The sequence below is a fragment of the Campylobacter sp. genome, from assembly GCF_030528245.1.
GTDB lineage: Bacteria > Campylobacterota > Campylobacteria > Campylobacterales > Campylobacteraceae > Campylobacter_D.
Map to the genome: position 1 here is coordinate 1 of NZ_JAUMZG010000017.1, position 21405 is coordinate 21405.

Sequence of the window (21405 nt, forward strand, 5' to 3'; positions counted from 1 at the left end):
AGCAAAATGTGCTCAGACTCCTCCAGTGAGGCTGGGATTTATTTTCTGCTGCTCTTAAATTCCCCGCGTTCTTAGCCTTAGCCATTCTAAGGCTTTTGGCTCATCTTGCAGATGCGGGGCGAGTTTCTCAAACACCTCCTGATGGTAGGCATTAAGCCAAGCTTTCTCTTTGTCATCAAGCAAATTCGCATCGATGCAGCGTGGTTCAAAGGGACAAAGCGTCACAGGCTTGAAGCGCAAAAATTCCCCAAAGGCTGTATTTTTAGGACTTTCCACCCTAGCGTTGATCACCAAATTTTCAAGCCTCACACCCCACTTACCTGCCTTATAAATTCCGGGCTCTATGGAGCTTAGCATCCCCTCCTTGGCCCTCGTTTTTTCAAGCACGGGCGCAAAATACGAAAGCACTTGCGGGCCCTCGTGGACATTGAGAAAATAACCCACCCCGTGTCCTGTGCCATGCATGTAGTCAAGCTGCTCCTCCCACAAAGGCGCCCGAGTGATGGCATCCAGAAGCGGCATGGCGATATCCTTAGGGAAAATCGTCCGTGAAATCGCAATGTGCGCCTTCAAAACCAAAGTATAATCGCGAATCTGCTCCTGGTTTAAATTCCCCACAGGCACGACCCTCGTGATGTCCGTCGTGCCGTTTTTATACTGACCGCCCGAGTCGATGAGCAAAAAGCCATCGCCTTCTATCTTCAGGCACTTCCCCCTTTCTGCCTTATAATGCGGGAAGGCGCCATTGCCCTTAAAGGCCGCTATGGTCGCAAAACTATTGCTGATATAATGCTCGCCTCTAGCCCTGAATGCGCTGACCTTCGTATCAATATCCACCTCATCCACGCTCTCACCTCTTGCCAAAGCCTCCTCCAGCCAAGCAAAAAAGCGGCACAAGGCCACCCCGTCCTCGATCATCGCCCCCTCGATGTGAGCGATTTCTTTCGCGCTTTTGATGGCCTTCAAATGCGTGCTGGGATTGATTTCCTCCACCAGCTCCACACTAGAATTTAACCCCCCCACGAGCAAGGCCGTCATCTTGGACGGCTCGATCAGCAGGGTGGTGTCTTTTAGCTTTTCAAGCTCACAAAGCACCCCATCATAGGGGGCCAAAAAAATGCCCTCACCCTCAAGCCTGGCCCTTAAATTTTCTGGCACCTTCGCCCCATCCACAAAGAGCAAGGCTCTATCCTGCTCTATCAGCAAGTGGCTCAAAAAAACGGGATTATACTCCACATCGCCGCCGCGTAAATTCGTAAGATAAGCGATGTCATCAAGGCTTGAAATGAGATGATTCAAGGCGCCAAGCTCACGCATTTTCTCACGCACGAGGGCGATTTTCTCCCCAGCGCTTTGGGCGCAGTACTCCTCCTCGTGAGCGTAAATTGGCACCCTAGGAAGGGGGGGGCGATCCGGCCAAAGAGGGGCAATTAAATCGCAATGCTTCAGGGTGCAAAAAGGATCAAGCTCTCTTTTTAGCGCTAAATTCAGCACGGAAAAATCACTGCCTAAAATTCGATCCTTGTCTAAATTTTTCTTGATCCAATTTTGAAAAGTGTTTTCCCTATCTTGTTTTTGCAGAGCTATGCCGCTTCCCTCAAGCTGCTTTTGCGCCTGCAACCAATAGCGCCCATCTGCCCACAAATAAGCCTCTTTTTGCGTAAAAAGCAGGGTCCCAACCGAGCCCTGAAAGCCGCTTAAAAAATCCTTCACCTTGTAATGATCGCACAAATATTCACTCAAATGCGCATCCGCACTCACCACAAGATAGGCATCCAAGCCGTTTTTTCGCATGGCCTCTCGCAGTTTTTCCACCCTCTTGGCAAACGCACTCATCACAAACCCTCCAAATTACTTTTCTAATTTTTTTATAAATTTTTTAAGGATTAAAAGCACCACAGCCACGCCAAATAAAATCCACACGCATTGATAAAATAAATCAGGCAGGGTGGCTAAATTTTCTTCATTAGCATGGCCGCCGATGAGTCCGGCTAGGACATTGCCCACCGAGATGCTTACAAACCAAAGTCCCATGACTTGAGATTTGATGATTTTTGGGGCGATTTTTGTCATTATGGATAGTCCCACAGGCGAGAGACAAAGCTCACCCAGGGTCAAAAACAAAAGGCTCACCACCAGCCACCAAGGGGATGCCAGGGCTGCATTTCCAGCGGCTATAGCGCTTGTGGCACTCTCGGCACCGCCATTATTTGAAAGTAAAGATGAAGTCGCTAAAGCCATAAGCAAAAAGCCCATCCCAGCACCAACAAGGCCTAGAGAAAATTTAGTTAGTGATGAAAGCTCTAAATTTTTCTTCGCTAAATAAACCCAAATCGCCCCAATCACAGGCGCTAAAAGTATGATGAAAAGGGAGTTAATGGACTGAAACCATACGGTTGGAATTTCATAATTAAAAACCATTTTGTCGGTGAGCCTATCGGCGAAAAAATTATAAGTAGTGTATTGTTGCTCAAACACCGACCAAAACACGGCCGCAGCGAAAAATAACACCACAAAAAGCACTAAATTTTTCTTTTCATCTTTTGTAAGAGAGGTCAAAAAGAAAAGATAAAGAAAATAAAGCCCAGCACACCATAAAATCACCATGGTCATACTTTTTGCAATGGCGACGGGATTGAGATTTATCGCACCACTTATACTTAAAATCGCAACTCCCACAAGTACCACAAAAAACACAGCGATGAAATAAGGGGCATTTTTATTATATTTAGTCGCTTTATCCCAAGCCTCGTCCATTCCGACTTTTTCGTTAAATTCCTTAAAATCAGGCACGGCCTTAAAGGCAAAAATTACTAACGCAATCAACATGCCAATGCCCCCAGCGCCAAAGCCCAAGTGCCAGCCGTATTCTGTCTGCAAAAAGCCCGTCACCAAAGGCGCCAGAAAGCCGCCGATATTGATCCCCATGTAAAAAATGGTAAAGCCCGAATCGCGTCTTGGGTCGTTCTTATCATACATCATGCCCACCATCACAGAGGAGCAGGTCTTAAAAAGTCCCGTGCCAAGCACAATCAAAGCAAGTCCCACAAAAAATAAGGGAGCGTTAAAATACGACAAGGCGATACTCAAATGTCCCAAAGCAATGAGAATGCACCCGATAAAAACCGCCCTTTTTTGCCCCAAAAAATTATCCGCAATCCAGCCACCCGGCAGGGCCGCCAAATAAATACAGCCTCCAAAAATTCCAGCGATGGCCGCAGCTTCTTCCTTACTCATACCAAGTCCGCCGCTTAATAGGGTCGCGCTCATAAAAAGCACGAGCAGGGGTCTGATGCCGTAGAAGGAAAAACGCTCCCAAAGCTCAGTGGCTGAGAGGGCAAAGAGTGGCTTAGGATGTCCTAAAAATGCCCGATCAAGCTCTTGATTTTTTTGTTTTTCTTGCATGTTTTTCCTTTTTTTTAAAATTTGAGGCTGATTATAGTGCAAAAATTGTATCTTTTCGTAATGTTTGTATTAATTCTGGCTTAAATCTTAGCACCCTCGTCACTCCTGCTTAGCCCCTCAAAAAGCGTCATTTTAGGACTACGAACTGCAAATTCAAATGAAGGCTTAGGGCTAGGGATTTTGTGTTTTGAAATTTGATGCTTTCAAAAACAAAAACAAGGTGTGAATTTTCAAGCTCTTGGATGAAAAATAAAAGCTCAGAAAACTCTCCATTAAGCTCCAAATTCAAGCGATGTCTTTGGAAGAAATCGCCATCTTCGTAAGAATTTTGCAAATTTTTAAGAATCAAGCCGTATTTTTTACTCAAAAGCTCTATAAAATCCAAGTAATCCTCATAATTTTTAGCAAAAATCATCAAGCTTTTTTGATGATTTCTAAGGCTTAAATTTTGCGCATCAATCTCGATTTTTAGGTCATTTTTTCTTCGCATCAAATCATTGATCTGTGCCTTTTTTTCCTGTAAATTTTCAACATTCAAGCTAGCAATTTCCTCCACAAAATGCTCGAAAAAATTCTCATAAAATTTAAGGGCTAAAAAAATTCCCAAGATCCCCATCAAAATCGCGAAAAAGATCTTTTCTCTTAAATTTAAATTCTCCAAATATGTTACAAAATTACCCATCATCAAACTCCAATTTCAGGCTTTTGCCCTCAGCGTTTAAAAGCTTAAGATTCTTTCGTTTTTCTAAGCCCTCCAAGGCTTTTTTGTGATCCGTTTCTGTATTGAAAACAAGCTCGATTTGTTGATTTTTAAGCTCAAAAAAAGAAATTTTAAGCGCGTTTTGCTCTAAAAAATCAAAAACACTCCAAAGCCTGCGACTCTCCTCCTTGCTCGGCTTAAAATGCGCAACCAAATCGCGCAGGATTTCTTCATTTTGCCCTAACAAAAGCGTGTTATTTTTATGCGTCCTGTTGAGCTCTTTTAAATTTTCTTCTAAGATTAGAACATCCTCGCTGAGTTTTTTCAAATCCGTCCTTAAATTTTCGTTATTTTGCTGAGTGATTTGATTTTGCACATATTGCGGATAATCTTTCAAAAACAACCCACCCAAAGTGCCTAAAAAACACATCAAAAACAAAATGATGCCCCCAACGATGGGCCCCAATTCCCAGCTTTTTTTGATAAAATTGGCCTCATTATTCAGGTGCTTCAGGCTTAGAAAACAAAGCTTTTGCAGAGCCTTATCCTCCCTCAAAACATCCTCAAGTCTCAAATGAGGGCAAAATTTCCCCTCAAAAAATCCTCCAAAATCAAAAACATCATTGAAGGTTAAAAAAATTTCGCTCTTATGCAGCTTTAAAAACTCCAAAACATGCCCCTTAGAGCCCAGAATCTCACCAAAAAATTCTTCCCTATTTTCCCTCAAGGCCAAGGCTTTGAGATTGAGTCTTGGTAGATTTTTTATGCCCCTCAGTCCCCCCTCATCAAAAAAGCAAACATAACTCAGCTCCTCGCCAAAAACCATCACGGCAAAATTCTTTTGCGGGATGAAATTTTCTCGGCTCAGCGCCCAAAAAATCAAAGGCTCAGGGTAGGCTAGGCTGAGTCCGCTAAGATTTTTGATGTGAGTGGTGAAGATGTGCGTTTTATCCCCGTGCCTGAAAATAGCGATTTGATAGTTAAAAATGGGGCTTAAATTCAGCTCATTCGTTACGGTTTCAAGCAAAAATTGCTCCTGCAACACCCCACTTTTTTGAGTGTAAAGCAACGCATCAAAGCCAATGAAGCTCTTATTTTTTTTCATCGAGTAAATTTTTTATGAATTCTTCATCTTTTCGCCAATGCTTTCTCACCACAACAAAAAGCCTTAAAAAAACCTTCACGCCCACGAGCTTGGCGATTTTAAGCCGTGCATCTCTGCCGATGCGCCGTATGCTGGAGCCGTTTTTGCCGATGATCATCATTTTGTGCGAGTTCGTGCCTGTGATGATTTGCGCCTCTATGCTCAAAAGCCCCGCCCCCTCCCTCACACTTTGCAACAAAACCTCGCTATCGTAGGGCAGCTCATCGCTTAAATTTTCATAAAGACTCTCCAAAATAAAGTCCCTAAAAAGCTCTTTTTCACTGCTGGGCGTGAGAAAACTGGGATCATAAAAATGCTCGTGCTGGGGTAGAAATTTCACCAAGGTATCCAAAAGGGGCTTTTTGTAGCTTTTTTGCTTGCAAGAATAGGGCACAATGGCCTCAAAATTCTGGCTGAATTTCGCATAAAGGGCGAGTTTTTCGAGCACGGTTTCGTTTTTAGCCAGATCGACCTTGTTGAGCACGATGATGTGGGGAATTTTAGGCTTCAGGGCTAAAAATTCCTCGTAAAATTTGAGCCCGTCAAAAACACTCGCCACAAAAACGATCACATCACAATCCCCCATAGCCTTCATCGCGCTTTGTCTCAAAAGCTGATGAAATAGCGCCTCATTCTCGCAAAATCCCGGCGTATCGGTGAGGATGATTTGATCATCCCCCCGCATCACTATGGCTTTAATCTTGCGTCTGGTGGCATTTTGCTTGTGGGATACTAGGGCGATTTTTTCCTCAAGTAAAGAATTTATCAGCGTGCTTTTGCCAGCATTTGTTCGCCCCACAAGGCTCACAAAGCCACTCCTCACAAAATATACCTCGCCAAGTCTTTATTTTCCACGATGTCGCCAAGTTTTTCATCCACCATTTTTTTATCCACAACAAAGCTCTCCCCCGCATGCTCATCCGCCTCAAAGCTCAAATCCTCAAGCAGCTTTTCTATCACTGTGTGCAGTCTCCTAGCGCCTATGTCTTGCATTTCTTCATTGGCACGGGAGGCAATGGTGGCGATTTCTTTGATCGCCTCATCCTCAAAGGAAAGCTTTAAATTTTCGGTTTTTAAAAGCTCCTCATACTGCCTCAAAAGTGAATTTTTAGGGCGGGTCAAAATGGCATACAAAGCCTCACCATCAAGGCTATCAAGCTCCACTCTAAGCGGAAAGCGTCCTTGCAGTTCTGGAATCAAGTCGCTAGGCTTGCTAAGATGAAAAGCACCCGCCGCGATGAAAAGAATGTGATCGGTCTTCAAAGTGCCAAGCTTGGTTTGCACGCTAGAGCCCTCCACGATGGGCAGCAAATCCCTCTGCACTCCCTCCCTGCTAGGATCCTGTCTGGTAGAATTCCCACCAGAAACGACAATTTTATCGATCTCATCGATGAAGATGATCCCCTCGTTCTCCGCCCGCCTCAAGGCCTCATCCTTCATACCCTCCGCGTCTAAAATTTTATCCACAGCCTCGCTTTTCAGGGCATTTTTGGCGTCCTTAATCTTCATTTCTTTTTTGACTTTTTTGCTGCCCACGCCTATGACCTTAACGATATCTTGCATAGCATTCATCTCTGGGGGGAGGTTGGGGTTAGCGTCAAACATATTTTGCGAAAGCTCAAGCTCGATCACACTCTCGTCCAAATCCCCATTTTGAAGCTTGGTTCGCATTTTTTCCAGACTATTTTTATACTCCTCTTGCTTTTCCTCGCTCACGCCCTTAGGAAGCGGGGGGAGAAGCTTTTCTAAAATTCTATTTTCTATAAATTCGTCAATTTTTTCTCGATTCTTTTCTCTCTGCTCATTTTTGACCAAATTCAAGGCAGCATTGGCCAGATCTCGCACCATACTTTCCACATCACGCCCCACAAAGCCCACCTCGGTATACTTACTGGCCTCTATTTTGATGAAGGGAAAGCCCATCATTTTAGCAAGGCGCCTGGCTATCTCAGTCTTTCCCACGCCTGTTGAGCCTATCATCAAAATATTTTTAGGCATGATGTCATCTTGAAGCTCAGGACTCAAAAGCATTCTGCGATAGCGATTTCTTAGGGCTATGGCGATGATTTTTTTCGCCTGCCTTTGCCCGATGATGTAATCGTCTAAAAATTTCACAATCTCTTTTGGGGTTAAATTCATCACTCATCCTCTATCGCGTAAGTTTTAATGTTTGTATTGGTATAAATGCAAATTTCGCCCGCAATCTCAAGACTCGATCTCACCAGCTCCTCTTCATCAAGAGCGGCATGTTTTTTCAGGGCTCTGGCGGCGGATAGGGCGTAGTTGCCTCCGCTACCGATCGCGGCGATTTGCCCGTCCTCTGGCTCCACCACATCACCCGTGCCCGAGAGTAAAAAAATGTGCTTTCTATCCAAAACCAGCATCATCGCCTCAAGCTTACGCAAATACTTATCTTTACGCCATTCTTTAGAAAAATCGATCGCCGCTTTAAGTAGGTCGCCCTTGGAGCTTTGAAGCAGATTTTCAAACATATCGAAAAGATTGAAGGCATCCGCCGTGCTACCTGCAAAGCCCGCCAAAACTCTGCCACCATCGAGCTTTCTGATCTTCACAGCATTGCCCTTAAGCACGGTGTTTCCAAAGCTCACCTGCCCATCGCCACCAATGACGGATTTGCTCTTGCCCTTGTAGGCCAAAATGGTCGTTGCGTGAAACATCACTCCGCCTTCACTTCAATCCTAAAGCGGCCGTGTATGGCGTGCCCCAGCTTCACACCCACCTCGTGCAATCCTAGCGTTTTGATGGTATCGCACTCAAGGCTTTTTTTATCCAGCTCTATGTTTTTCTGATCTTTTAGAGCTGTGGCGATGTCCTCTTTCGTAACCCCGCCAAACAAAGCACCTTTCGCCCCCACAGGCTTTTTAAGCTCCAAAATCACGCTCTCAAGCTCGCTTTTGAGTTTTTCTAAATTCGCAAGCTCAAAGCGCAAATTTTCAGCCTCTTTTTTCTTATCACTTTCATACTTTCTCAGCACTTCAGTCGTGGCCGCTTTTGCAAAGCCCTTAGCGATGAGAAAATTCTGCCCGTAGCCGTCCTTGACCTCCTTAACCTCTCCAGCCTTACCCAAAGCTTTCACATTCTTGATGAGCAACACTTTCATTTTGATCCTCTTAAACTTAGGTTGTAAAGATTTGTATTTTATCAAATTAAAATATATAAAATTCATAAATTTAATAATTTCAGTATCTTTGCGGATAATTTATTCAAGTTTGAATAAATTTTTTAAGTATTTTAATATTTTTGAATGGTGCTGTAAAATATAAGGAGTAAATTTTTATGAACAACATGGGAGAACCGAAATTAAAAATAGTCGCTATGCCAAGCGATACTAATCCTGCGGGCAATATTTTTGGCGGCTGGATCTTGTCGCAAATTGACCTTGCTGGAGCCATCGCCGCAAGAGAACTCGCGCCAGAAAGAGTCGTAACCATCTCAATGGACAAGGTCGTTTTCAAGCAGCCTGTTTTTGTGGGCGATATACTTTCTTGCTATGCGAAAATTCTCAACGTAGGCAACACCTCCATCAATGTCCGAGTTGAAGTTGTCGTCCAAAGGATCGATGAGCTAGGCTGTGCCTCCTGCATACGCGTAACCTCAGCTCTGGTAAGCTATGTGAGTGTGGATAAGGGGGGCAAAAAAAAGCCTATCAGTAGTGAGCTAAAAAAAATTCACGGCTTTTAGCTCAAATTGTCCAGCGAAACCTCCGCTCTAAAAGGCTATCAGCACTTCTTCAAACCCCCGCTACCATACTTTTTATCCAAGCATTCGTTGAAAAATTCCCCACGACTTTTGGGGACTTTATCGGGGTGATTTTTTCGCATATGCTCTAAGTATTTGTCATAGCTTGAAAGTCCCACCAAGGGGTGAAAAAACCTCTCGGCTTTTTCATAAAAATTTTTTATTTTTTCAAGCAAGGCACTTCGTCCATCTTAACATAAGAACTTTCTCTGAGTGGAATCTTAATCCTACCCAAAGCAATTCCAGCGCAAGAAATGATGACAAACAAAGTCGTCAGCATAAAAAACACGCACAAAACCGCATCCAAGGCATTGGCAAATTTAGCCTGCGTAGCGACCGAAATATCTTTTTGTATTTTAGCCCTTTGTGCTTCATCGGCACTGGCTAAATTTGCTTCTAGGGTTTTGATCTTTTCACTTTGAATGTGCACAGCCGCCACGTGGCTCACCGCATTACGCACCCTATTTCCCTCTTCGTAGGGTAGAATTTTTTGAATACCCCCGTAAAGTGTTGCTATAAGGACAAAGGTGGAGGGGACGAGCGTTACCCAGGCATATTTTGCCTTACCCATTTTGACTAAAATCGCCGTTACTAAAAGCAAAGCCATACCTGCTAACATTTGATTGCTCACGCCAAAAAGCGGCCAAAGCGTGTAAATTCCGCCCTTAGGATCGATCGCGCCCTGATAGAGAAAATACCCCCATCCCGCAACACTCAAGGCCGTAGCCAAAACCCCCGCTGGAATGCTATGGATATTTCCCAAAGGCTTGTAAATATTACCTAAAATATCCTGCACCATAAAACGGCAGGCCCTCGTGCCAGCATCCACGGCCGTTAAAATAAACAAAGCTTCAAATAAAATGGCAAAGTGATACCAAAACGCCATCAAATCCACACCGCCAAAAAGCTCGTGCAAAATCAAAGCCACGCCAATGGCAAAGGTCGGCGCCCCGCCTGTCCTTGAGAGTATGGTATCCTCGCCTATGCTCTTGGTGAGCGCTAAAATATCATCAGGGCTGACGGTGAAGCCCCAGTTTGATACGGTCGCGGCCACGGTAGCCACATCCGTGCCTATCAAAACTCCGGGAGAATTTATAGCAAAATAAAGTCCCGGCTGTAAGATACAAGCGCAAATCAAAGCCATGATCGCCACCGCACTTTCCATAAGCATAGAGCCATAGCCAACGGCTAGAGCGTGGGTTTCGTTTTCTAGCATTTTAGGTGTCGTGCCGCTGGATATGAGGGCGTGGAAGCCACTGATCGCCCCGCAGGCTATAGTGATGAATAAAAAAGGATAAATCGCCCCCGCAAAAACAGGTCCCGTGCCGTCAAAATACTGAGGATTCGCCTTAGGCATTTGTAAGTCGGGCGCAACCACTACAATCGCCACCGCCATCAAAACGATGACGCCAATCTTCAAAAAGGTGGAAAGATAATCCCTAGGTGCGAGCAAAAACCACACAGGTAAAACCGCCGCTACAAAGCCGTATATCATCATTACGATGGCTAAAGTCGGTGCGTCAAGGGTGAAAAATTCTTTCCAGTAGGCATCGGCTGTAATCACACTTCCATAATGGATGGCCAAAATCAAAAGCACAAAGCCGATAATAGAAGCCTCGCCCACTCTACCCGGCCTCAAAAAACGCATATAAATTCCCATAAAAATCGCAATGGGAATGGTCATCGCGATGGTGAATAGGCCCCAAGGCGACTCCGCTAAAGCCTTCACCACAACCATCGACAAGATGGCGATGATGATGAGCATGATGCCAAAAATCGCCATCATAGCCACGCCGCCTGTGAAATTCCCCATCTCGTCTTTGATCATCTCGCCCAAGGAGCGGCCATTGCGCCTTGTGGAGATAAAAAGCACGACAAAATCATGCACAGCGCCCGCCAAAACGCCGCCAATCAAGATCCAAAGCATGGAGGGCAAGTATCCCATCTGGGCAGCCAAAATGGGCCCAACCAAAGGACCAGCACCTGCAATAGCGGCAAAATGATGGCCAAAAAGGACAATTTTATTCGTAGGGACGAAATCGCGTCCGTCATTTTGCGTAATAGCAGGGGTCGCACGAGACTTATCAAGCTCTAAAACCTTATACGCCACAAAACGCCCATAAAATCTATATCCTATCATATAGATACACACCGCAGCGACCACAAGATAAATCGCCGAAACGCTTTCGCCATTTTGCAAAGCTAAATAGCCAAAACACACGGCTCCCAAAGCTGCTACAAAAAGCCATAAAATTTTTGTAGTAAGAGAATTCATAAAGTCGTCCTTTTGATTTAAAATTTACGAAGTGTAACAAAAAATAAGGGAATTTATAAATTATGGATATTTGAATTTTATATTTTGTAAAAAATTTAAAATTTTGTTTCGTTGGGTTACATTTATGGCAAATAGCTACCTCAAAAATTGTAAATTTTTTAACATATAGATTCTCATTTTTGAACATAACAGCATTCATGCTCAAACTTGTTTTAAAGCTTTTTATAAGTTTTTATCACATCATATTTTATAATGCTTAGACGCAAAATATCGCAAAGATAAAGATTAAAATCCATGGTTGTTGAATTAATTGATTTTTACATCACACAAAAAGCGAATTGACGCTTTCATTATGATAAACGCGGCGTATCACCTCAGCAAAAATCGGCGCAACGCTCAAAACTTTGATATTGGGCAGGGTTTGCCTCAGGGGAATGGTATCGGTTACGACCAGCTCGTCTAAAATTCCTTGAGCTATGTTTTCATAAGCCCTCCCGCTCAGCACAGCATGAGTGCAGCAGGCCATCACGGACTTCGCGCCCTTATTTTTCAGCGCCTGAGCCGCCTTGACGATGGTGCCAGCCGTGTCGATGATATCATCCACTAAAACCACATTTTTATCCTTCACATCGCCGATGATGTTCATCACCTCGCTTTCATTCGCCCTCTCTCTGCGCTTATCCACGATGACAATATCAAGCCCCAAATTCTTAGCCACACTCCGAGCCCTAGCGATACCACCGATATCCGGACTACCCACAACAGCGCTTTCAAAATGCTTAGATCTAATGTAATCGTTAAAAACGATGCTGCCGTAAAGATTATCCACAGGAATGTCAAAAAAGCCCTGAATTTGCCCCGCATGCAGATCGATGGTCGCCACCCTATCGATGCCCGCTGCCTCCATCAAATTCGCCACAAGCTTAGCGGTGATGGGCACTCTGGGATTGGCCTTCCTATCCTGTCTGGCATAGCCAAAATAGGGAATGATCGCTGTGATGGAATTCGCACTCGAGCGGCGAAGGGCGTCGGTTAAAATCAAAAGCTCCATGAGGTTGTCATTAGTAGGGACGCAGGTGCTTTGTATGATGAACACATCCTTACCGCGCACACTTTCATCGATTTGAACGCTGATTTCACCATCGCTAAACCGCTTAATCCCAGCATCGCTCAAGGGGAGAGAAAGATACTTGGAAATTTGCTTAGCAAATTCTATATTGGCCGTGCCTGAAAAAATTTTATAACCGCGCATGAAAAGCCTTTGTCAAAAAATGAAGGCAAATTTTAATGAAACAAATGTAACGAAAGTTAAAATTTCGGGCAATCTAGTGGACGTAAGAAGTTTTTTTAGCATAATACCTCACCGCCATTGAAAGCGAAAAGCATATGATGAAATAAATCCCCGCCACGAAGGCTATCATCAGTAAAATTTCCTCAAAACTTTTAAGACTTGCTAGGATTGTTTTGGATTTGTAAGTGAGCTCAGCGATGCCAAGCCCTGCCAAATAAGCCGTATCCTTAACCGTGGTGATCACCTGAGAAAGCATCGAGGGGACGACGCGCCTGAAAGTTTGCGGCAAGATAATGTAAAAAAGCGTAAAAAACGGGCCAAAGCCTTGAGAATAAGCCGCTTCAAACTGCCCCTTTGGGATGGAATTGAGTCCCCCGCGGATGATTTCAGCCATGACCGAACTGGTATAAAGTGAAAAACCCACCGTCCCCCAAAAAGCTTGAGGAAACTGCCCAAAAAACACAGGCAAAACAAAACAAGCCGCAAGCATCCAAAGAAGCAGAGGAGTGTTTCTAAAAATGTCGATATAGGCACTGGCTAAAAATCTGCTCATCTTGTCGCCGTAGTTTTTCACCACTGCCAAAAAAGTGCCCCAAACGATGGAAATCAAGCAGGTCGCCAAGGCGATTTTAATCGTAAGCATCAAGCCCTGCAATAAAAATTCAACATTACCAACGCTAAAAACCTCCATCACTCACCTCGCCAAATGGGCTTTTTTTAGTTTTTCTTCGTAGAATTTTGCAAAATACGCCAAAGGATAGCAAACGCTAAAATACAAAAACGCCGCAAAAATGTAAGCTGGAGCGTAGTTTCCATAGTCTGCTGCGTAACTATCTGCGCTACTCATAAGCTCTACACCGCCGACTATGAGTAAAACTGAGGTGTTTTTGATCAAATTTATCATTTGATTACTCATCGGCGGAAGGATGATTTTGATGGTCTGGGGGATGATGATGTAGCGCATTTGTTGCGTGTAGGTAAAGCCTTGAGCTGCTGAGGCTTCAAACTGTCCGCGCGGCACAGACAAAATCCCGCTGCGAACCACCTCGCTCACATAGGCTCCGTGATAGGCCCCAATGCCCAAAACTCCGATGGTAAAAAGATCCAGATGAATGTCCAAATGCGGCAAACCATAATACAAAAAGAAAATTTGTATGACCAAGGGCGTGTTTTGAAAAAGCTCCACATAAATTCTCGTGTAGGCCCTAAGGACGGTTATCTTGCTCGTAGCCATCACTCCGCCGATCGTCCCAAAGACGACAGCGATAGTCAGGGCAAAAACGCTCACGCTCAAGGTGTATAAAAAACCATCGATGAACATTTGCGTATGCTCTAAGGTATCGAAAAATTTCCACAACGCGAAGGGACTTATGCTGTCCTCATCATAAATCCCCCAAGCAGTGAAAAGCTCCTTCAGTCCATCCATTAAAATTCACGCCCTGTTATAAACCCCATTTTTTCGCTAACGCTTCAATGGCTTGTTTGTTATTTTTGATGAAATCGTCAATATATTTTGCAAATTCGGCATCATCTTTTTTGCTCGCTATCCCATAGGACTGCGGCTCGAAAGAATCGGGTAAAATTTCGCTCTTTTCATCGACATAGCCTAGCAAAATCGACTTATCCACAGAAAAGGCATCCACCCTCTTCGCATCAAGAGCTGCCTTGATGCTAGGATAATCTGGAAATTCATTGAATTTCACATCAACACCCGCCGCTTTAGCCGCCTCTCCTATGACCTTCTTCGTTGTGGCCGCTTGGGCAACACCGATGGTAGCACCCTTCATATCAGCTAAAGATTTATAGCCCTTTTCTTTCAAAACGAGCAAACCCACAGCGTCCTGATAATAAGGCTCAGAAAAATTATAAATTTTCTTCCTTTCTGGAGTGATCGTGAAGGTCGCAACCACCGCATCGATCGAGCCATTATCTAGCAGAGGCCCTCTGGTTTTTGCATTCACCGCTACGAGCTTGATTTTATTTTCATCGCCCAAGATGCTCTTAGCAAGCATTTTTGCGACATCCACCTCAAAGCCCTTAATCTCGCCCGTAGTTTGATCAAGCAGGGCGTAGTGAGGGACATCGTTTTTGACGCCCACGACGAATTCACCCTTAGCCTTGATGTCCTCGATTTTACCTGCATTGGCCGCGGTCAAAGCCACGCCCACACCGACAGCAAGGGCTGCCAACCTCAACGAAAATTTTTTAAAAACCATTTTTTCTCCTTTCAAATTTGGTTCAGTGTTGTAAAATTTTTCCCAAAAAGAGTTTCGCTCTTTCTGTTTTGGGGCTTTTGAAAAATTCGGCCGGGACATTCTCCTCAACAATGGCCCCATCCTCCATGAAGATAATCCTATCCGCGACCTCTTTAGCAAAGCCCATTTCGTGCGTTACCACCACCATAGTGGTATTGCTTTGATGGGAAATTTCCCTCATCACATCCAAAACCTCCTGTATGGTCTCGGGATCCAAGGCCGAAGTGGGCTCGTCAAACAAAATGTAAGGCTTTTTTGTGCATAGGCTCCTGGCGATAGCCACTCTTTGCTGCTGTCCGCCTGAAAGCGTGGCAGGATAGACCTTAGCCTTATCCACAAGCCCCACGACCTTGAGATAATGATAGGCCGTTTCTTCGGCTTCTTTTTTGCTCTTTTTTTGAAGCTTGATGGGGGCTAGGGTTAAATTTTCCAAAACGCTCATATGCGGGTAGAGGTTGAAATGCTGAAAAACCATAGCGCAATATTTCCTGCAAATTTCAATTTTGTTTTTGTGGGTTAGGACAAGATTATTCACCACAACCTCGCCAGAACTCACCTCCTCAAGCCCGTTCATGCAGCGGATGGTTGTGCTTTTCCCACTGCCACTAGGGCCTATAATCACAAGCTTTTCGCCCTCTTTTATGGTGAGATCGATATCTTTTAAAACATGGTGCTTGTCGTAGTATTTATTGACTTTTCTTAGCTCGATCAAAAAAAATCCTCACAAAAACAATTAATGATTAAAAATCATAAATATAGCAAAATCGTAACATTTTTTAAAGCATAAAAAACTTAAATCAAAAATGTAGAATTTAACATGTAACTTTTAGTAACAACAAATCCGCGAAAATCAACAAAATTTCATTGCTTTTCATAATATATGCCTCTTGGAGAAAAGACTTTTTTGAAAAACACATTTTCGGGGACTAAATCCGCACTTCCCACATAAAGTCGCCCATCGTCGGCTAAAATTTTATGGAAACGCTCGAGCAATTTGAGCCTTGAGTCGTAATCAAAATAAATGATCATATTCCTAGAAACGATGATGTCAAATTTACCCAGCTTCAAAAACCTATCCTCAAACACATTGCAAAGGTCAAATTTACAAGCGCACAATTCGCTTTTGTTGATGAGGCAAAAATCATCTTTTTCTGTAAAAAATTTCCTTTTCTCCATCTCGCTAAGATTCTGTATGCTTCTACCCCTATATTCTCCTCGCTTAGCCTTATCTATCACGCCAGAATTAATATCTATCCCCAAAATATACATATCCTTGATAAAATTTTGCGCCCCAAGTATTGCCATCGAATACACCTCCTCACCGCTACTACACGGCGCGCTCAATACGCTCACTCTTCGTTCCAAATTTTTCACATAAAAAATGATTTCCCTCAACTGAGCCAATTCTCTAAAAAAATAAGTTTCACCAATCGTAACAAAATTCAAGGTCTCCTGCCTCAAATTTTTATTTATTCTAAGCTTTGCTAAAAAATCAGCAAAAGTACCCACATTCAAACTCTCGACAAATTTTGTCAATTTTATCGATAAAATGGCCCTTTTGTCATTCAAATCCATCCCGCTTAATTCATTAATAATTTTGATAAATTCATTAAATTCGGCCTCGTTGAAACGAATTTTTTTATCCATATTATCCATGACTAATGCCCCGTTAATCTTCTTCAATAAAATTTGAAATTTCAGCCTTGATTTCTTTAAGGCTCATCGGTCTTAGGCGTGGATTCAGATCTTTGGCTCTTTTTGGCATACCATAAACCACGCTGTCAGCTTCGTTTTCGCAGAGGCATTTAGCCCCCGCCCTATAAAGCTCCAGTAGGGATTTGGCTCCATCATCCCCCATCCCTGTCAACACCACGGCCAAAATTTTATGCGTCTTTGCTAAAGAAACCGCTGATTTAAAAAGTAAATCAACGCTAGGCTTGAAGCTAGTTTGGACATTTTGCCACAAGGCTGTGATGCTAAGATTTCCCGTTAAAATGGTATTTTGAGGACAAATGTAAATTTTATGACTCAAAAGCTCTCTGTCATTCAGCAAAACGACCTCACTCAAAGCCTCCTGATTGAATTGATTCACAAAGGAAGTGATATAACCACTACTCATGTGCTGGGCTATCACCACGCATGTATTTTTCACATCAAGATCTTTAAGCAAATATTTGAGTTGATTGGGTCCCCCTGTCGAAGAGCCAATTAAAAGCAACTTCATCGTAATATCCTACAAATAAATTATAATCCTTGAAATATAAGCTATCGTGCAGGGGAAAGTCTAACATATTTATGACAATATAAAGATATCAATTTGTCATTAAAGCAGACTGCGTGGTATTTTTTCAATCGTTTTAAAAATTCAAATCACATCACCCAAGCAGTAAGGGACACGACAATCGTGTCCTCAATTCTAAGCCTGAAGATTAAGCGTTTTGCCGCCGAGTTCATCGATGCGTTTGCTCACGCTTTCTATGGCTTGGTTGATAGTATCTTGGCTGATTTGAGGAAGCTTTCCGCCCCACAAGTTTTTTGCTTGCTCAAATCCCCTCTTCATCCCCTCAAAACCCTTTTTAAGCTTTTCAGGGTCCTCACCCGCTCCTTGCACTACGAAATCTGCAATGCGTTTTGCCGTGTTACCCACGCCGAAAAATCCCTTTTCGCTAATGAGAAAATCAAGCTCCTCTTTATTCATGCTTAGAGGATTTTTACCCTGATAACCCAAAGCTGCAAAATCAATTTTTGAAAGCAGTGAGCTGGCCAGTTCAGCGTCATTAAAACTCTCCCAAAGACCACTTTGGGCGTTTGCGTTGCTAGAAACCACGCTCATGCTTTGCTTTGCAAATTCCATAAAATAGAGCTGCGTCATACCCTTCCCGCCAAGAGAACTTAGCTTTTTGAGGGTATCTTCGTCCTTAAGATTAGCGCTTTGCAAATTTGCCGTTTGCGCGCTACTCGTTTCTGCCCTTTTATTGCTAACCTGCATTATGCTAGCGACATTCGAATAGATATTCACTTGCATCTTTGCTCCTTTGTAAGTGGGGGGCGTGGGCACATCGGCTTTTTCATTATAAAATTTAGTGATCTTTGAAAATTTTGTGAATTTTTGGAGCGATCAGGGCTTGGCAGTAGGCTTGATGGGGGTTTTTGTCAAAATAATCCTGATGATAATCCTCAGCCCTCGTGTAAAATTTCAGCGGCAAAACCTCAGTAACGATGGGCTTGGCATAGTTTTTTTGTGCTTTTTGTAAGAAATCTTTAATGATTTTCGCGTCCCCTTCATCCCTGTGAAAAATCACAGAGCGATACTGCACACCGACATCTGCGCCCTGTTTGTCCCTACTCGTGGCATCGTGAGCGTGGAGAAAAATTTCAAGCAAGGACTCAAGGGCGATCAGTCCCTCATCGTAGGAAATTTTAACAACCTCCACATTCCCATCGCCCCCGCAGACGCTTTCATAGCTTGAAAATTCCCACTCTCCAGCATAGCCCGCCTCAGTGCAAAGCACTCCCCTCACGCGCTTGAAAATAGCCTCAACGCACCAAAAGCAGCCCCCGCCTAGGATGATTTCTCTCATTTATAATTTTTAATCGCCCTTTCTAAAATTTCAATGGCAGCCTTTGTATCCCTAAAATCCTGCACCTTGATCCACTTGTCCTTTTCTAGCATTTTGTAGGTTTCAAAGAAATTTTTGATTTTGTCTAAGGTCGCTTGGGGCAGATCCTGCAAGGTTTTAACATCCTTATACCTCGCATCGATCTTATCCGCTGGCACGGCTAGGAGCTTTTCATCCATGCCGCTTTCATCCTCCATGATCAAAACGCCTATCAAGCGGCATGGCACGACAGCCCCCGCTTGGATGGGGTATTCATTAAGCACCAAAATATCCACCGGATCGCCATCATCGGCTAAGGTATTGGCGATGAAGCCGTAGTTTGCAGGGTAAAAAACCGCACTCGCCATCACCCTATCGACAAAAACCGCCCCGCTTTCTTTGTCGAGCTCATATTTGACACTCGAGCCGTAGGGGATTTCAATCACCGCGTTGATTTTGTTTGGGATTTCCCCGACTTTGATTTTGCTTAAATTCATTGTTTCTCCTTTAAATTTAATATGACGACCGACTTGTTTTGCAGCACTTTTCTTGTGAAGTTTTGAGGGCAAAACCGCACCCTTTGCTCATTTGCTATTTTTAGCGCATGGAAATTTTTGAAATTCCACCTTTGGTTTGCGCATATTTATATGCTTTGAATTTTCCCAATCAATTCCCTAATATCCGCAACGATAGGCTCGATAGCCCTCTCCCCATCGATGATAAAATGCAGCCTCTTTTTTTGATAAAAGCTAAGAATTTCCTCCAAAGGCTCGGTATAAACCTTCATCCTATTGTAAAAAACCTCCTCATTATCATCCGCGCCGCGATTCCTGCCCAAAACCCTCTCTTTTGCGACCTCCTCACTCACCCTCACCTCAAAAACGCCCTTGAGGCTCACTTCATTTTGCGCGCTTAAAACCTTGTCAAATTCAAGCATCTGCTCCACGCTTCTGGGATAGCCATCGATGATGATGGTTTGAGTGGGAGCGGCCTTGAGCGCCGAAACGATGGTATCGATAACCACATCGAGCGGGACAAGATCGCCCTTAGAAATGAAGCCATCGATGGTTTTTCCCAGCTTGCTGCCACTGGCCACCTCCTCTCTTAGCAAATCACCCGTAGAATAGTGCGTGATCTTCACATCCGCCCTTGCGATGAGGCTAGCGTCTGTCGTTTTGCCGCTGCCCGGCGCACCTATAATTAAAAACAATTCCTTCATTTTAAATTCTCCCTTAGTTTGATTCCAAGCTCTTTAAGAGCTTCACCGCTAGCCTTTGAGGGCGCTTGCGTCATTAGGCACTGCGCCCTTTGCGTTTTGGGAAAGGCTATGACCTCTCTGATGCTGCTGGCCCCGCTTACTAGCATGATGAGCCTATCAAGTCCTATGGCTATGCCCGCATGAGGCGGCGCACCAAAGCTCAAAGCATCGAGTAAAAAGCCAAATTTCTCCCTCTGCTGTGCCCCATCAATGCCCAGTTTTTTGAAGACCTTCTGCTGGATTTCATTTTTGTGAATTCTCACACTACCCCCTCCAAGCTCCACGCCGTTTAAAACGACATCATAGGCCACAGAGGAGATTTTTTCCAAGTCCTCCTCGTCGATATTTTTAGGCATGGTGAAGGGATGGTGCATCGCCGAATAAGAGCCATCGTCATTGCGCTCAAACATAGGAAAATCCACCACCCATAAAAATTCCAAGCGCTCAGGGTCGATGATTTGCAAATTTTGCGCCAAAAAAATTCTAAAGCGTCCCATATAATCAAGCACGACCTTTTTCGCCCCCGCGCCGAAAAACACCACATCGCCGACCTCAAGCTCGCACCGTTTTGTAAGCTCCCCCAAGTCCGCCTCGCTAAAAAATTTGCAAAGCGGACCCTTTGGCCCCTCCTCCTTAGCCTGTATGAAGGCTAGGCCCTGCGCGCCGAATTTGCGCACGAATTCCTCAAAGCTTTGCATCTGCCTTTTGGAGAAAATTTTATCGCCCTGCGGGACCCTGAGGGCCTTGATGCGATTTTTTTGGCCGTCCCTTGCAAGGGAGGCGAAAATTTCATTGCTGGAGCGCTCAAAAATGTCCCTCACATCGATGAATTTCAAATCAAAGCGCAAATCGGGTTTGTCCGAGCCGTAATTTTCCATCGCTTCGTCGTAGGGCATTTGCCTGAAGGGCGTTTTTATTGGCTTGCCACAAGCGGCGAAAATGTCTTTCAAAAAGCTCTCCGCCACAGCGATGATGTCCTCCTGCGTGCCAAAGCTCATTTCCACATCGATTTGTGTGAATTCTGGCTGCCTGTCCGCCCTCAAATCCTCATCCCTAAAGCATTTCGCGATTTGAAAATAGCGATCAAAGCCCGCGCACATCAAAAGCTGCTTGAAAAGCTGCGGACTCTGCGGCAGGGCGTAAAATTCCCCCGGATGCACTCGCGAGGGCACGAGATAGTCCCTAGCGCCCTCAGGGGTGGCCTTTGTCAAAATCGGCGTTTCAAGCTCCAAAAAGCCCATGCTGGCTAAGGAATTTCGCGCCGCAATGCAGGCCTTAGAGCGCAGGGCGAAATTCTCATAAAGCCTAGGACTTCTCAAATCCAAAAAGCGGTATTTGAGCCGCAGCTCCTCCCCCACGCTCTCATCATTTATGCCAAAGGGCAGGGCGGCACTTTCGTTTTCTACAATGAGCTCCTCCACCAGCACCTCGATCGTGCCCGTTTTGAGCCTGTCATTCGTGAGCCCCTCGCCGCGCAAACGCACCCTGCCCCTAGCGATGAGAACAAATTCACTCCGCACACTCTGGGCTATCTTGTGGGCGTTTGGGCTATCTTTGGGATCGCACACAAGCTGGATCAGCCCGCTTCTGTCCCTCAGATCGATGAAAATCACCCCGCCGTGATCGCGGTAGCTATTGGCCCAGCCGCAAAGCCTCACTTCCTTTGAAACGAAGCTTTCATCTAGGTCTGTGTTGTAATGACTTCGCAATTCTTGTCCT

General features: G+C 44.4%; 23 protein-coding genes. 1 reads left to right on the forward strand and 22 read right to left on the reverse strand.

Translation table 11 applies throughout. From position 1 onward, the window contains the following. Positions 1-54: 54 nt before the first annotated feature. The 8 genes from Q4A73_RS04310 to rplI all read right to left on the reverse strand — a co-directional run bounded on the left by Q4A73_RS04310 (position 55) and on the right by rplI (position 8370). Entirely contained in the window at positions 55-1836 is a 1782-nt protein-coding gene (locus tag Q4A73_RS04310) for an aminopeptidase P family protein (protein WP_303206211.1), read from the reverse strand. A gap of 15 nt (positions 1837-1851) precedes the next feature. Further along, a complete protein-coding gene (locus tag Q4A73_RS04315) occupies positions 1852-3405 on the reverse strand; it encodes a peptide MFS transporter (RefSeq protein WP_303206212.1) in 1554 nt (517 codons plus the stop codon). A 127-nt stretch (positions 3406-3532) separates the two neighbouring features. Next, on the reverse strand, positions 3533-4090 hold the full coding sequence (locus tag Q4A73_RS04320) for a hypothetical protein (RefSeq protein WP_303206213.1): 558 nt from the start codon (positions 4088-4090) through the stop codon (positions 3533-3535). Then, on the reverse strand, positions 4080-5210 hold the full coding sequence (locus tag Q4A73_RS04325; protein WP_303206214.1) for a hypothetical protein: 1131 nt from the start codon (positions 5208-5210) through the stop codon (positions 4080-4082). The genes Q4A73_RS04320 and Q4A73_RS04325 overlap by 11 nt, the downstream gene beginning before the upstream one ends. Continuing rightward, positions 5197-6072, reverse strand: a complete 876-nt coding sequence (gene era, locus Q4A73_RS04330; RefSeq protein ID WP_303206215.1) for a GTPase Era — start codon at positions 6070-6072, stop codon at positions 5197-5199. The genes Q4A73_RS04325 and era overlap by 14 nt, the downstream gene beginning before the upstream one ends. Next, a complete protein-coding gene (hslU, locus tag Q4A73_RS04335) occupies positions 6069-7388 on the reverse strand; it encodes an ATP-dependent protease ATPase subunit HslU (protein WP_303206216.1) in 1320 nt (439 codons plus the stop codon). The genes era and hslU overlap by 4 nt, the downstream gene beginning before the upstream one ends. Then, positions 7388-7927: an ATP-dependent protease subunit HslV gene (gene hslV / locus Q4A73_RS04340; RefSeq protein ID WP_303206217.1), complete on the reverse strand. Its 540-nt coding sequence runs from the start codon at positions 7925-7927 to the stop codon at positions 7388-7390. Before hslV ends, hslU begins: the two co-directional genes overlap by 1 nt. Further along, on the reverse strand, positions 7927-8370 hold the full coding sequence (gene rplI / locus Q4A73_RS04345) for a 50S ribosomal protein L9 (protein ID WP_303206218.1): 444 nt from the start codon (positions 8368-8370) through the stop codon (positions 7927-7929). The genes hslV and rplI overlap by 1 nt, the downstream gene beginning before the upstream one ends. A gap of 176 nt (positions 8371-8546) precedes the next feature. On the opposite strand from rplI, the gene Q4A73_RS04350 reads away from it, so the two are divergent. Then, positions 8547-8951 (forward strand): acyl-CoA thioesterase, encoded by a 405-nt coding sequence (locus Q4A73_RS04350; protein WP_303206219.1) that lies wholly within the window; start codon positions 8547-8549, stop codon positions 8949-8951. Positions 8952-8989: 38 nt separating this feature from the next. Here Q4A73_RS04350 and kcuS read toward each other — a convergent pair whose 3' ends face one another. The 14 genes from kcuS to aspS all read right to left on the reverse strand — a co-directional run bounded on the left by kcuS (position 8990) and on the right by aspS (position 21395). Beyond that, positions 8990-9184 (reverse strand): KCU-star family selenoprotein, encoded by a 195-nt coding sequence (gene kcuS, locus Q4A73_RS04355; protein WP_289778113.1) that lies wholly within the window; start codon positions 9182-9184, stop codon positions 8990-8992. Further along, complete coding sequence (locus Q4A73_RS04360; protein WP_303206220.1) at positions 9169-11283, reverse strand: carbon starvation CstA family protein; 2115 nt, start codon at positions 11281-11283, stop codon at positions 9169-9171. Before Q4A73_RS04360 ends, kcuS begins: the two co-directional genes overlap by 16 nt. Positions 11284-11605: 322 nt before the next feature. Then, entirely contained in the window at positions 11606-12535 is a 930-nt protein-coding gene (locus tag Q4A73_RS04365; protein WP_303206221.1) for a ribose-phosphate pyrophosphokinase, read from the reverse strand. Between the two features lie 73 nt (positions 12536-12608). Continuing rightward, positions 12609-13268, reverse strand: coding sequence for an amino acid ABC transporter permease (locus Q4A73_RS04370; RefSeq protein WP_303206222.1), 660 nt, complete (start codon positions 13266-13268; stop codon positions 12609-12611). After that, entirely contained in the window at positions 13269-14000 is a 732-nt protein-coding gene (locus Q4A73_RS04375) for an amino acid ABC transporter permease (RefSeq protein ID WP_303206223.1), read from the reverse strand. It abuts the gene before it with no gap. 16 nt (positions 14001-14016) lie between these two features. Beyond that, on the reverse strand, positions 14017-14790 hold the full coding sequence (locus Q4A73_RS04380; RefSeq protein WP_303206224.1) for a transporter substrate-binding domain-containing protein: 774 nt from the start codon (positions 14788-14790) through the stop codon (positions 14017-14019). A gap of 22 nt (positions 14791-14812) precedes the next feature. After that, entirely contained in the window at positions 14813-15541 is a 729-nt protein-coding gene (locus tag Q4A73_RS04385; protein ID WP_303206225.1) for an amino acid ABC transporter ATP-binding protein, read from the reverse strand. A gap of 149 nt (positions 15542-15690) precedes the next feature. Further along, the gene (locus tag Q4A73_RS04390; protein ID WP_303206241.1) at positions 15691-16476 is read right to left on the reverse strand and encodes a CheR family methyltransferase; all 786 of its coding nucleotides are present in this window, start codon (positions 16474-16476) and stop codon (positions 15691-15693) included. Positions 16477-16498: 22 nt separating this feature from the next. Next, positions 16499-17053 (reverse strand): chemotaxis protein CheB, encoded by a 555-nt coding sequence (locus Q4A73_RS04395; RefSeq protein WP_303206226.1) that lies wholly within the window; start codon positions 17051-17053, stop codon positions 16499-16501. 192 nt (positions 17054-17245) lie between these two features. After that, a complete protein-coding gene (locus Q4A73_RS04400; protein WP_303206227.1) occupies positions 17246-17854 on the reverse strand; it encodes a hypothetical protein in 609 nt (202 codons plus the stop codon). A gap of 55 nt (positions 17855-17909) precedes the next feature. Further along, a complete protein-coding gene (gene msrA, locus Q4A73_RS04405; protein ID WP_303206228.1) occupies positions 17910-18410 on the reverse strand; it encodes a peptide-methionine (S)-S-oxide reductase MsrA in 501 nt (166 codons plus the stop codon). Then, on the reverse strand, positions 18407-18925 hold the full coding sequence (ppa, locus tag Q4A73_RS04410) for an inorganic diphosphatase (protein ID WP_303206229.1): 519 nt from the start codon (positions 18923-18925) through the stop codon (positions 18407-18409). Before ppa ends, msrA begins: the two co-directional genes overlap by 4 nt. Before the next feature lie 146 nt (positions 18926-19071). Next, positions 19072-19647: an adenylate kinase gene (locus tag Q4A73_RS04415; RefSeq protein ID WP_303206230.1), complete on the reverse strand. Its 576-nt coding sequence runs from the start codon at positions 19645-19647 to the stop codon at positions 19072-19074. Beyond that, positions 19644-21395: an aspartate--tRNA ligase gene (gene aspS / locus Q4A73_RS04420; RefSeq protein WP_303206231.1), complete on the reverse strand. Its 1752-nt coding sequence runs from the start codon at positions 21393-21395 to the stop codon at positions 19644-19646. Before aspS ends, Q4A73_RS04415 begins: the two co-directional genes overlap by 4 nt. Between the last annotated feature and the right edge of the window lie 10 nt (positions 21396-21405).

Bases quoted from the DNA above. Each gene is read 5' to 3' on its own strand.
- Q4A73_RS04310 (WP_303206211.1), bottom strand. From the start codon at position 1,836: ATGAGTGCGTTTGCCAAGAGGGTGGAAAAACTGCGAGAGGCCATGCGA.
- Q4A73_RS04315 (WP_303206212.1), bottom strand. From the start codon at position 3,405: ATGCAAGAAAAACAAAAAAATCAAGAGCTTGATCGGGCATTTTTAGGA.
- Q4A73_RS04320 (WP_303206213.1), bottom strand. From the start codon at position 4,090: ATGATGGGTAATTTTGTAACATATTTGGAGAATTTAAATTTAAGAGAA.
- Q4A73_RS04325 (WP_303206214.1), bottom strand. From the start codon at position 5,210: ATGAAAAAAAATAAGAGCTTCATTGGCTTTGATGCGTTGCTTTACACT.
- hslU (WP_303206216.1), bottom strand. From the start codon at position 7,388: ATGAATTTAACCCCAAAAGAGATTGTGAAATTTTTAGACGATTACATC.
- hslV (WP_303206217.1), bottom strand. From the start codon at position 7,927: ATGTTTCACGCAACGACCATTTTGGCCTACAAGGGCAAGAGCAAATCC.
- rplI (WP_303206218.1), bottom strand. From the start codon at position 8,370: ATGAAAGTGTTGCTCATCAAGAATGTGAAAGCTTTGGGTAAGGCTGGA.
- Q4A73_RS04350 (WP_303206219.1), top strand. From the start codon at position 8,547: ATGAACAACATGGGAGAACCGAAATTAAAAATAGTCGCTATGCCAAGC.
- Q4A73_RS04360 (WP_303206220.1), bottom strand. From the start codon at position 11,283: ATGAATTCTCTTACTACAAAAATTTTATGGCTTTTTGTAGCAGCTTTG.
- Q4A73_RS04365 (WP_303206221.1), bottom strand. From the start codon at position 12,535: ATGCGCGGTTATAAAATTTTTTCAGGCACGGCCAATATAGAATTTGCT.
- Q4A73_RS04375 (WP_303206223.1), bottom strand. From the start codon at position 14,000: ATGGATGGACTGAAGGAGCTTTTCACTGCTTGGGGGATTTATGATGAG.
- Q4A73_RS04380 (WP_303206224.1), bottom strand. From the start codon at position 14,790: ATGGTTTTTAAAAAATTTTCGTTGAGGTTGGCAGCCCTTGCTGTCGGT.
- Q4A73_RS04390 (WP_303206241.1), bottom strand. From the start codon at position 16,476: ATGGATAAAAAAATTCGTTTCAACGAGGCCGAATTTAATGAATTTATC.
- Q4A73_RS04395 (WP_303206226.1), bottom strand. From the start codon at position 17,053: ATGAAGTTGCTTTTAATTGGCTCTTCGACAGGGGGACCCAATCAACTC.
- Q4A73_RS04400 (WP_303206227.1), bottom strand. From the start codon at position 17,854: ATGCAAGTGAATATCTATTCGAATGTCGCTAGCATAATGCAGGTTAGC.
- msrA (WP_303206228.1), bottom strand. From the start codon at position 18,410: ATGAGAGAAATCATCCTAGGCGGGGGCTGCTTTTGGTGCGTTGAGGCT.
- ppa (WP_303206229.1), bottom strand. From the start codon at position 18,925: ATGAATTTAAGCAAAATCAAAGTCGGGGAAATCCCAAACAAAATCAAC.
- Q4A73_RS04415 (WP_303206230.1), bottom strand. From the start codon at position 19,647: ATGAAGGAATTGTTTTTAATTATAGGTGCGCCGGGCAGCGGCAAAACG.